The organism is Bacteroidales bacterium (genome assembly GCA_017521245.1).
In the GTDB taxonomy this organism is placed as follows: domain Bacteria; phylum Bacteroidota; class Bacteroidia; order Bacteroidales; family G3-4614; genus Caccoplasma_A.
Genome location: JAFXDI010000001.1, coordinates 187,665 through 200,382, shown reverse-complemented (window position 1 = coordinate 200,382; position 12,718 = coordinate 187,665). Strand labels below are relative to the sequence as shown.

Below are 12,718 nucleotides of genomic sequence, written 5' to 3'. Positions count from 1 at the left end.
TTTTGTTATTACCATATTGCCTCACCATTAAAGGTTATACTCTTTAAATTGGTCATACTTAATTCCTTTGCTTTTACTGGTAACGGAGCATAATGTACCTCAGAGGTTATACTTTGTGCTTCATCTAAAAGGATATATTTTAACAGGTCGAGCGTTGCCTCTGCTTGTTCCTTTGTACGATCTGAATAGTTTTGTTCTTTATAGATTACTATCCATGTAAATGTTGATATTGGATATGCTCCAACTGCATCAGAATTGGTAATTGAACAACGTGTATCATTTGGTATCTCGCCCGATGCCGCTGCCGAAATTGTAGTTGGTGAAGGTAGTACAAATTCGCCTCTTGCGTTTTCAATGTGTGCATATGGAATCTTCTGTGCAAAAGCATATTCTGACCCTACATATCCAATAGTATTTTTTGTCTGTTTAATGACTCCTGCTACTCCTGGATTACCCTTTGCCGCCTGTCCAGATGGGAAGTTTACAGACTTGCCTGTTCCATAGTTGCTTGACCACTTTGGACTAACTTTTGAGAGATAATCGGTAAATACGAATGTTGTTCCTGAACCATCTGAACGAAATACTGGAATTATAGATTCATTGGGAAGTTTTGCATCTGGGTTAAGAGCAACTATACGTTCGTCGTTCCACATTTTTATATCTCCAGCAAAGATGTCGGCTATAATCTCGCCCGATAGTTTTAGGTCTTCTACACCCTCAAGATTGTATGCTAATACTACTGCTCCCATACAAGTTGGTATATGAACAACTGGAGCCATTTCTGCCATCTCATTATCTGAAAGGAACGCATCACTTCCTGCAAAATCTACAATCTTATCTCGTAAATTTCGGACTCCTCCTCCTGAACCAATACCTCCGTACGCCACTTGATCGCCACTTACTTGAGCAAAGTTCTCAAACACTACGTTATAGAAAGGGAGTGGGAATGTTGCTCCTGCTCCTGATAATTCCTGTGCCTCACGAGCACCACTTTTTGTACTACTGCCACATGCTGTAAATGCTAAAACTATGGCTAATGTTAATAGATTTTTTAAAGTCTTCTTCATAATAATTTATTTTTGATTTACTTATATTTTTATAATCCGAAATAGCAACTTATATAACCCATATACTTATTTTCTCCTTGTGTTTTGGGTATATCCATTCTGAAGTTTGGTGCAATTTTCACGTATTTACAGGGAACTATTTCAAATCCAGCCATTATCATAGATTTATCTTCTGCGGTGTTCCAGCGGTTATTTGATATCAAGAAATCATATCTAGCATATACATTTATAAGTTTGTGTACTTTTGCAGTTCCATATACTGAACATCCTAACTTATTTGCGCTCTTTTTGTTTCCTGAATTTTGAATCATATTGAACTCTCCTGCAAGAGAGAATTTGTCATTTTTGTAACCTACAAATGCTGCATAATTTGCTATATCGCTTTTTCCTGATTCTGATGCGTCGTTAAAGCCTCCGTATAATCTAATCTTTAAATTTTCAATGGGTGTAAATGTTAAACCAAGTCCATATAGTAGTCCTTTATTTGTTTGGAATTTTTTATAGCCTTCTCCATTTACTATTATAGCATCTGCTGTGAAATAATTTGTGAATTTATATGATGCTGATATTCCTAAATCGGCACTACTTCCAAATTTATACTCATCCTGGTACGATTTCATTATATAGCGATAGCCCCAAAACTTCTCTTGCATATTGAACTGGGTGGTTGAAATCATACCTCCGTTGATTGTAAAATTTCCTTTAGTCCAACTGATTTGTGCATTTTTTATATACGCTACATAGTTATAATCATCTATCGCAGATGGTTTTCCAAAGTCAACTACTCCTTTAATTTTTATTCCATTGTTAAAAGAGTATTCATAACCTAAATAGGTTCTGTCAAGTGCAAAACCTAATTTGGTATCGCCTCCTTTTGATTGTAGATTAAAGTTTGCAAACGCTTGTAAAATTACCTTTCCTTCGCCTTTTTTCTCTTTGCCTTTTTTTGATACCGAAGATAACGTATCAGCATTTTGTTCTACTAAATGATTTGTATCTCTCTCTGACTGTTGTTGTGCTCTCATTGGAGTACATAGAATGGCAAGTATTGCCATCATCAACAAATTTCCTTTTAATTTCATTACCGTAATTTTTAAATTGACACTGCAAAGGTATCTTGGGAATGTTTCAGAAATGTTTCAAAATAATTAGGGTTTGATTAAATCGTAAATTCAATAAATTGTTACATTTTTATTAAATCTGATTATCGGGTGCAGTAGATTAAATAAATCTCTATAATTTTGTGAAATAATTTTATTAATAAAGATTATGGCTACAAATCGTATATTGATAGTTGATGACGAAGAGACTCTATGCGAAGTTCTGAAGTTAAATCTTGAAAATGAGGGTTATGAGGTGGATATTGCTTATAGCGCAGAACAGGCTTTAACTTTAAATTTACAATCGTATTCTCTTATTCTTCTTGATATTATGATGGGGGAAATCAGCGGTATAAAAATGGCTAAAATGTTAAAAGCCGATTTAAATACTTCTGAGATTCCTATAATTTTTTGCACAGCACGAGATAGTGAAGATGATATGATTATGGGGTTAAATCTTGGTGCAGATGATTATATTGTGAAGCCTTATACTATTAGAAATGTTATTGCCCGTGTAAAGAGTGTTTTACGTAGAACATCTTCTAGTAAAAATACCGGTAATAACTTTATTGAAAAAAATAACATACTACAAGTTGAAGGATTAACTCTTGATTTGGGTTTTAAACGTTGCTTAGTAAATGGTACTGAGGTTAAACTTGCAAAAAAAGAGTTTGAATTATTGGCTTATTTAATACGCCACAGAGGTGAAATTTGCTCTCGAGAGCAGATCTTAAGTAGAGTTTGGAGTGATGAGGTGATAGTGCTTGACCGCACTATTGATGTGAACATTACTCGACTACGCTCAAAAATTGGTGAATATGGTTCTTATATAGTTACTCGTTCTGGTTTTGGTTATGGCTTCCGCGACTAAATTATCTTTTCATAAACAACTCTTTTTGCAACTCATTATTTTTTCATGGGTTATGGTGGTATGCTTTATTGGCTATCAATATATAAGAGAAAAGGAGTATAAGTCAGAGTTCCTGAATGCTCAACTGCAACAATTCAACAGACATCTTTTAGTTGCTATTGAAGATGGCGAAGATTACAATGAATATATAAATAGTCACGAAAAACCTTTTAACGATCTTAGAATAACTCTTATAACCAAGTCTGGTGCAGTAATATACGACAATACAATTTCTACCGACTCTCTTGATAATCATATTAACAGGCCTGAGATTTCTGATGCTTTACATAAAGGCTCAGGCTACCATATAGGACGACAATCAACAAGTGATGGTAGAGAATATTTCTACTCTGCCACATACGGCGAAAGAGTTATCGTTCGTACGGCTATACCCTATTCTAACACTCTACAGGACTTATTGGCTACAGATTGGTCGTTTTTGGTTGTTATGATTTCTATTGCATTATTAATGAGCGTGATAGCATATTTCTCTACTCGCAAACTCGGTAAAGATATTGAACGAGTGAATAGGTATGAGGCAGAACAAGAGAGTATTCGCATTAAACGACAACTCACAAACAATATCAATCACGAATTGAAAACGCCTGTGGCTTCGATACAGGTTTGCCTTGAAACCTTACTCTCGGGAATTAGTTTAAGTGATGAAAAAAGACAGGAGTTAATAGGTAGATGCTATTCCAATAATGTGCGTCTTCGCAGACTCCTTGATGATGTCTCTCTTATTACACGAATGGAGGACGGAAGTGCCTTGATAAATAAAGAGCCTGTTATTATAAACGATATAATAAATGAAATTGGGAATGAATTGGATATTCTTCCCGATGAAGAAGGAATAACTCTTCATTCAAATTTCAGTAGCGAGGTTCGCATTAATGGAAATCTTTCTCTTATTGGCTCTATTTTCCGTAACTTAACCGAAAATGCTATTGCTTATTCGGAAGGTAAAAATATCTATATATCATTGATTGAGAACAATGATAAAATGTGCCATATTAGATTTGAGGATGATGGCAAGGGTGTTAACAGGGAACAACTACCTAGATTGTTTGAAAGATTTTATCGTGTTGATAAAGGACGTTCACGACAAAAGGGTGGCACTGGTCTGGGACTTGCGATAGTTAAACACGCTGTTCAATTTCATGGAGGAAGAATTAGTGTTTGCAATAGACCTGATGGAGGATTGAGATTTGATTTTACCTTATGCAAACAAAGTAACGTGTAATATCTCGCTCATACATTATTTGCAATAAACTGCAAAATACTTCCGCTTGATGTAAAATATTAATGCTTACTTTGTATTTTGCTCGCTTAATCGTATTTTTGCAATAGAAACTGCTGCGAAAATACTACCGCTCACTGTAAAATATTAAAGCATGCTTTATATTTTGCTCGCTTAATCGTATATTTGTAAAGTGATTAAATATTATCAAATAATTACAAAAAATTATGATTGAATATCTTAAAGGTAAGATTACAGAAATTACTCCTGCTAATGCTGTTATTGAATGCTATGGCGTGGGATATGATGTTAATATTTCGCTTACTTCATACTCCCTTCTAAAAGAGGGTGAAGAGTGTAAACTATATATTTATGAGGCTATTAGAGAGGATGCTCATCTGCTATATGGTTTTGTAAAAAAACAAGAGAGAGAGTTGTTTATTTTACTAATCTCTGTATCGGGTGTTGGTCCTAATACTGCCCGTATAATTTTATCGTCTTTTACCCCCTCTGAATTGGAAAATGTAATTGCCTCTGGTAATGTTGGTTTGCTCAAAAATGTAAAAGGTATTGGCACAAAAACTGCAGAAAGAATAATTGTTGACCTTAAAGATAAAATAAAAGTGGGTGATTCTACGTTTATTATAGGTACGCGTGAAGAACAAGAGGTTCAAGAGGAGACTATTGCTGCTTTGGTTATGTTGGGATACCCTCAACCTGCCGCAAAAAAAGTGGTGCAAAAAATCTCAAAAGAGAACCCTGCCTACAAAGTGGAAGAACTTATCAAGGCGGCTCTAAAAGCCTTATAAACAATCCGTTCCACTTTTGTAGTAATTAACAAAAGAGGTGCGGTTTTAATGAAAAAGATTCGATTACTGATTATATTCACAATATTGGCAATAAGCGGAATAGGATGCTATTCTGCTTTTGCTGCATATAATCGAGTTAACGAACTTCAAGAGGTTATTTCGACCGATACTATCTCGGTTAATCCCTCCCCTCAGCCTCAAAAACATGAAAAACCAAGATTTTCTGTTAAAAAAACTACTATTGAGGAGTACAAAGATTTAGAGACTGTTGCTCCTGCCGACTTAAAGACTCCTGATAATGTTAAATCAGAGATTGAGTATGACCCCATAACTGGGTGTTATATTATGAAAACTCGTGTTGCGGATATGGAGATCTCTACTCCTATGATGCTTACTGCTAAAGAGTATGGCGACTACTCTTTAAGAAAATCAATGCAGGCATACTACCACGAGAAGAATAACGAGAATATTAAGGGTGGCAAGAAGAAATTTGATATCTTTGATATGCAGTTTAACCTTGGTCCTTTAGATAAAGTGTTTGGCCCCGGTGGTGTGAGAATTACTACTCAAGGATCGGCTGAACTGAAGATGGCTATCAAAACTAACAAAACTGACAACCCTGCTCTATCAATGGAGGCAAGGAGAAAGACTTACTTTGATTTTGATGAGAAGATTCAGGCTAACATTAAGGCCTCGGTTGGTAATAAGTTGAACTTCTCAATGAACTACAATACAGATGCTACTTTTAGTTTTGACTCTCAAAAACTTAACCTAAAATACGAGGGTGAAGAGGATCAAATAATTAAGAGTATTGAAGCGGGTAATGTAAGCATGACTACAAACTCTTCTCTTATTCAAGGAGGAACTTCGTTGTTTGGTATTAAAACTCAACTTCAATTTGGTAAACTTACTTTAACTGCTTTGGCTTCACAACAAGAGGCTGAATCAAAACAGGTTAATTCAAAGAATGGCGCTCAACTTACCGAGTTTACAATGGGTGTTGATAAGTATGATGAGAACAGACACTTCTTTCTTGCTCACAACTTCCGCGACAACTACGAGACAAGTGTTGCTAAACTTCCTTTTATCTCTTCGGGTGTTACTATCAACCGCATAGAGGTGTGGGTTACCAACAAAAAAAGCAGTTATGGTAATACTCGCAACCTTATTGCTTTTGCTGATTTGGGAGAGGAGAAACAAGAGCATATCTCAAACTCTCACTGGCAAGCAACTGGTTATGCTAACCCTGCTAATGATGCTAATACTCTTTACAAAGAGATTGTAAATTCATATCCTGATGCTCGTAATATTTCTCTTGTTGGACAAGTTCTTGCTCCGCTTGAGAGTTATGGTATTAGCGGTGGTAAGGATTATGTTAAGATTGAGAGTGCAAGACGTCTTGAAGCAAGTGAATACTCAATTAACACTCAATTGGGATATATCTCGCTTAATCAACGCATAAATGCTGATGAGGTTATTGCTGTTGCATACGAATATACTAAAAATGGAGAGGTATTTCAGGTGGGAGAGTTTGCGGCTGACATTAGTGATGCCTCTTCGAGTTTGATTGTTAAGATGCTTAAATCTACTACCGTTATGACCTCGGAACCTATTTGGGATTTGATGATGAAAAACATCTACTCGCTTGAGGCATATCAAATTCAAAAGGATAAGTTTAAATTGCAGATCTATTTCCGTAACGATACTTCGGGAACTCAGGTAACTTATATGAGTTTAGGGGATATTAAGGGTAAACAACTTATTAAAGTTATGAACCTTGACAGGTTAGACTCTAAGGATGAACCTAACCCTGATGGTGTGTTTGACTACGTTGAGGGTTATACTGTTACATCGAATAAGGGAAGGATTATATTCCCAGTTCTTGAGCCTTTTGGTTCGCACTTGAAAAAGATGATTGGTGGTTCTGTTCCTGATGTTGATAAGTATATATATCAGGAACTTTACGACTCTACTCAAACTGTTGCTCGTCAGTTTACCGATAAGAACAAGTTTACTCTTCAAGGAGAATATAAAGCCTCATCGGGTAATACTATTCAGCTTAACTCTATGAATGTTGCAAGAGGATCGGTTAAGGTTACTGCTGGTGGTGTTACTCTTGTTGAGAATGTTGACTATACTGTTGATTATACAATGGGTACTGTTACCATCATTAATCAGGGTTATGCCGATGCTGGTAACATTAAGGTTTCTCTTGAGAGTCAGGAGATGTTTAATATGCAACGGAAGACACTTGTTGGTCTTGACCTTAACTACGACTTTACTAAAAACTTTAGAGTTGGTGCTACTATTATGCACATGGGAGAAAAGGCTTTAACCGAGAAACTTACCGTTGGTAACGAGGTTATAAATAATACTATTTGGGGTGTCAACACTTCATATACTACAGAGTTTCAATGGCTTACTAATCTGTTTAACAAGATTCCTACGGTTAATGCTACTGCACCCTCAAAACTTACTATTAATGCAGAGTTTGCTCAGCTAATTCCTTCTACTAAGCAATCGAAAGCGGTATCTTATATTGATGACTTTGAATACTCTCAATCACAGAACGATATTAGATTACCTTACGCTTGGAACTTGGCTTCAACTCCTTCAATGTTCCCAGAGTCTAAATTATCGAACGATATTGCATACGGTAAAAACAGAGCATTGTTTGCATGGTATTATATTGACAGGTTATTTACTCAAAAGAACTCTAATTTAACTCCTGTTCATATAAAGAATGACCTTGACCAACTCTCGAACCACTACGTTAGAGAGGTGCAATCTTCGGAGGTATTTCCTAATAGGGAGTTGAGTTATGGCGAGTCTTCTTTGCTTCAAGTATTGAACTTATCGTTCTACCCGACAGAGCGTGGTCCTTACTCTTTGGATGCTTCAAATATTAACCCCGATGGTTCACTACAAAATCCTGAGATGCGTTGGGGTGGTATTATGCGTAAGATGGACAACACCGATTTTGAGTCAGCGAATATTGAATATTTGCAATTCTGGATGTTAGATCCATTTATCTACGACAAAAATAATGGTGGTTATCTATACTTTAACTTTGGTGAGATTTCGGAGGATATTCTTAAAGATGGTAAAAAGTCGTTCGAGAATGGTTTGCCAACAGACGGGAACAACGATATGGTTGAAAATACCGTTTGGGGTAAGGTATCACGTCAGCAGTCTGTTACTTACGCTTTTGATAACAATTCTGAGGGAAGAGCGAAACAGGATGTTGGTCTGGATGGTTTATCTTCTGAAGAGGAACGAAATTTTGGCGAATACAAAAACTACGTTGATAGACTTAGACAGGTTCTATCTCAAGAGACTCAACAGAGATATTCATACGACCAATTCTCTCCATTTAATGACCCCGCTGGTGATAATTATCATTTTTACAGAGGTGCTGATTACGATGATGCTGAATACTCAATATTAGAGCGATATAAAAGATATAATGGTACTGAAGCTAACTCTAACTCTCCTGACGATGCAGAGGATTCTGAGTATCAATCTTCAAAGAGTGTTCCCGATGTTGAGGATATTAACCAAGATAATACTCTTGATGAGTATGAGAGATATTACCAATATGGTATAAAAATTACTCCTGAAGATCTTGTTGTTGGCAGGAACTATATTACTGCTGAACAAGAGAGTGCTGTTACTCTTCGTAACGGAGAGAGTACTACTGTTAAATGGTATCAGTTTAAAATTCCTTTGAAAGAGGTTACTGGTGATGGCAGCCACATGCCTCGCGAAACAGTTGGTTCTATTCAAGACTTTAAGACTATACGTTTTGCTCGTATGTTTATGACTGGTTTCAAAAAGGAGATTCACCTTCGCCTTGCTTCATTGGAACTTGTAAGAGGTGATTGGCGTAGTTATAACTTGAGACTCCATAATGATGATAAGAGTGGTGGTACTACCCTACCCGCTGAAGGAGATTTGGATGTTTCGGTTGTTAATATTGAGGAGAATGCTGGTCAAAAACCTGTAAACTATGTTCTTCCTCCGGGTGTTACTCGTATTATCTCGCCTGACCAATCGCAAATTACTCAACTTAATGAGCAATCTATTTCGTTGAAGGTTACTAACCTCCCTTCAAAGAATGCTCGCGCCATATATAAGACTTCGGGCTTGGATGTGAGAAACTATGAGAGATTACAAATGTTTGTTCACGCTGAAAAACTTATTGATGATAAAACAAGTTTGAAGGATGGTGAGATTTCGGTGTTTATAAGGGTTGGCTCGGATATCCGTTCAAACTATTATGAATATGAAGTACCTCTTAAACTTACACCAGAAGGTAACTACAACACATACAATACTAACGACCAAGAGGCGGTTTGGCCTGAGAGTAATATGATTGACTTCCCATTGGCATTACTTACTGAGGCTAAAAAACAACGTAACAGTGCTAAATCGAGAGGCGAAGCAGGTGTTTCGTTTGGTAATCCTTACTCAATATATGACCCTGAGAAGAAGACTAACCGCGTTACTGTGGTTGGTAATCCATCTATATCTAATATGGAGTCGGTGGTTATTGGTATTAGAAACAACTCGGCTACTACAAAAGATATTATTGTATGGGTTAACGAGTTACGTCTCTCTGGTTTTAAACAAGATGGCGGTTGGGGATTCAAAGCAGATGCTAATCTTAATATCTCGGACCTTGCCACTATTGCTGGTGGTACTCATATTGAGACTGCTGGTTTTGGTGGTGTTGACCAAACTCTTAATGAACGAAGATTAGAAGATTACTATCAATATAACTTCTCGTTTGTTATTGATGCCGGTAGATTCCTCCCTGAAAAGGTCAAACTTAAAGCTCCTCTATATTACTCATACTTTGAGGAGAGAAATATGCCTAAATATAATCCTTTGGATGAAGATGTTTTGATGAGTGATGCTTTGGAGGCTTGTGCTACTGAAACAGAGAGGGACTCAATTAAAAATATTGTTTTAGATAGGTCTCGCTCTCGTAACTTTAGTCTTACTGGTTTTAAATTTGATATTCAAAGTAAGAATCCAATGCCTTGGGACCCTGCAAACTTAACTATGAGTTACTCTTGTAATAAACAAGATAATCAATCTATTACAAGCACATTCGAAAATTCAAGAGACCGTAGGTTTAATCTAAATTACGCATATACTCCTTTTGTTAAGCCTTGGAAACCCTTTGAGAAGTTGAAAGGTAAATCAAAACATCTTGATACTTTCAAAGAGATGGCTATTAATTATGTTCCAAACTCAATTACTTTCGCAACAAATATTTCGCGTATGTACAATGAGCAACAGGAGCGTAATATAGAGAATGACGTTACTGCTCAAATTCCTGTATCGGTTAATAAGAACTTCTACTGGGATAGACAATTCTCTATTCAATGGAACATACTTCGTTGTACTAATCTTTCGTTCTCATCAATGACTAATGCTCATATTGATGAGCCTTCGGGTGTCGTTAATAAAGCTCTATTCCCCGATGAGTTTAAGGCGTGGAAAGATACTGTTACCGAAAGTATTCTAAAACTTGGTACTCCTTGGAAATATAATCAATCGTTTAACGCATCGATAACTCTTCCTCTTTCAAAGAGCCCTATATTGGATTGGATTAACTTACAAGGTTCTTACGCCGCCACATATACTTGGGATAGAGGTGCTTTTATTGACGAAAATACTGTTATTGGTAATACAATCAGCAATAATGCTCAACTTGGTGTCACCGGTAAATTTAACTTTGAAACTCTTTATAATAAATCGAAATATTTGAAAGAGGTTAACCGTAAATTCTCAAGTTCTTCAAAAGGCTCAAGAAGTAGTTCTAAGAAGAAGAGTAGTTCAAAATCATCGGCTGCCGCTAAGAAGAGTGCAAACAAAAATAGTTTTGAACAGAAGATTACTCTATCGAAAGATAGTGGTATTGTTGTACAACACAACTTAGATACCAAGAAGTTACGTATTGTAGGACGTACTAACGAGGGTAAACTTTATACCTTAAAATACAAAACTATTAACAAAAACAGCATACGCATTAATAACTTAGACTCTATTAATATTACTGTTAAGATTAGCAGAACTGTTCCTGCTACCAACAAAGAGGATAGTAAGTTGTACAAGACCGGTGAGTACCTTGCTCGTTTTGCTATGATGTTGCGTAATGTTAATGTACAGTATAAGCAGACAAGTTCTATGACACTACCTTCGTTTACTCCTGGTGTGTCGGATATATTGGGACAAAATACTGCTACTAGTTCGTTGTCTCCAGGTCTTGATTTTGCCTTTGGTATGCCTGGTGAGGGTTATATTGATAAGGCTATTGATAAGGGGTGGTTGATTACAAATAATTCTTCGTTGGTATCTCCTGCCATTGCAATGATTTCGAAAGATTTGATGGTTGATGCTACTGTTGAGCCTATTAAAGGATTAAAAATTACTCTTACTGCAACTTACTCAAAGAGCAACAATAACCAAATTCAGTTTATGTTTGACGGAAGACCTACATCTCGCGGTGGTAACTTCTCAATGACTACTGTTGGTATGCAAGGTATATTCAAAAGCATGAATGCTGATAAGGGTTATCAATCGGATAATTTTGATAATTTCCTTGCTTATAGAGATATTGTTGCGGGTAGAATTGAGAACGCTTATAAAGGTGTTAAATATCCTTCGGCTAAGTTTATTAACGATAAGATGCTTAACGGTAAACCTTATGATACTAAGAATGGTGGTGTAAAGAAGACATCTTCGGATGTTATGATTCCTGCATTTATTGCGGCATATACCGGAAGAGATGCTTCATCTATTGAACTTACTGCATTCCCAAGTATGAAGCGTATCCTTCCTAACTGGCGTATTACATACGATGGTTTGAGTAAACTCAAAAAGATGAAAGAACACTTTAAGAGTTTTACTTTCTCTCACGCTTATAGCTGCGTTTATAGTGTGGGCTCATTTACCTCGTTCTTAAACTGGGCTGATGCTGGAGATGGTTATGGTTTTGTTAAAGATGAGCAGACTGGTGCTCCTCTTCCCTCTTCGCCATACGATATTGGCTCGGTTGTTTTAACTGAAAGTTTCAATCCTCTGTTGGGTATTGATATGACTTTGAGAAATAGTGTTTCTGTAAGATCTTCTTATAAAGATAGCAGAACTGTTACTCTTAATCCTTCATCGGGACAGATTGTTGAGTCTTCATCAAGAGAACTTTCTATTGGTGCTGGCTATACTTTCGTAAACTTTAAGTTTGGTAAGGGTGGGTCTCGTAATGCTGGTGGTTTCAGTAGCGATCTTAAACTTCAAGCAGATATTTCGTACAGAACTTCTACTGCGTTAATTCGTAAGATTGAGGAGTACTTAACTCAAGCAACATCGGGCGCTAAAACGTTCTCTATTAAGATTTCAGCGAATTATGCAGTTAGTCGTATGCTTACTCTTAAAGCATTCTATGATCATCAAATAAATACTCCGCTTATATCTTCTACTGCATACCCTACAACTGATATTAGTTATGGTATTGCTGTTCAATTGAACTTATCAAGAAGGGAGTAATATTCAGTTATTAAATGAGAAACATTCGCTTGTTG

The 12,718-nt window shown here is 36.5% G+C and carries 6 protein-coding genes; 4 read left to right on the top strand and 2 right to left on the bottom strand.

The annotated features are described in order from the left end of the window. Positions 1-8: 8 nt before the first annotated feature. Together pstS and IKK64_00815 are read right to left on the bottom strand one after the other, a co-directional pair. Positions 9-1,067: a phosphate ABC transporter substrate-binding protein PstS gene (gene pstS / locus IKK64_00820; protein ID MBR4118603.1), complete on the bottom strand. Its 1,059-nt coding sequence runs from the start codon at positions 1,065-1,067 to the stop codon at positions 9-11. A 29-nt stretch (positions 1,068-1,096) separates the two neighbouring features. Further along, the gene (locus tag IKK64_00815) at positions 1,097-2,149 is read right to left on the bottom strand and encodes a hypothetical protein (GenBank protein ID MBR4118602.1); all 1,053 of its coding nucleotides are present in this window, start codon (positions 2,147-2,149) and stop codon (positions 1,097-1,099) included. 187 nt (positions 2,150-2,336) lie between these two features. Here IKK64_00815 and IKK64_00810 point away from each other — a divergent pair, with 187 nt between their 5' ends. The 4 genes from IKK64_00810 to sprA all read left to right on the top strand — a co-directional run bounded on the left by IKK64_00810 (position 2,337) and on the right by sprA (position 12,683). Next, positions 2,337-3,038, top strand: a complete 702-nt coding sequence (locus IKK64_00810; protein ID MBR4118601.1) for a response regulator transcription factor — start codon at positions 2,337-2,339, stop codon at positions 3,036-3,038. After that, the gene (locus tag IKK64_00805) at positions 3,022-4,320 is read left to right on the top strand and encodes a sensor histidine kinase (protein MBR4118600.1); all 1,299 of its coding nucleotides are present in this window, start codon (positions 3,022-3,024) and stop codon (positions 4,318-4,320) included. The genes IKK64_00810 and IKK64_00805 overlap by 17 nt, the downstream gene beginning before the upstream one ends. Positions 4,321-4,544: 224 nt before the next feature. Further along, positions 4,545-5,126: a Holliday junction branch migration protein RuvA gene (gene ruvA / locus IKK64_00800; GenBank protein MBR4118599.1), complete on the top strand. Its 582-nt coding sequence runs from the start codon at positions 4,545-4,547 to the stop codon at positions 5,124-5,126. 48 nt (positions 5,127-5,174) lie between these two features. Further along, positions 5,175-12,683, top strand: coding sequence for a cell surface protein SprA (gene sprA / locus IKK64_00795; GenBank protein MBR4118598.1), 7,509 nt, complete (start codon positions 5,175-5,177; stop codon positions 12,681-12,683). Positions 12,684-12,718: the final 35 nt, after the last annotated feature.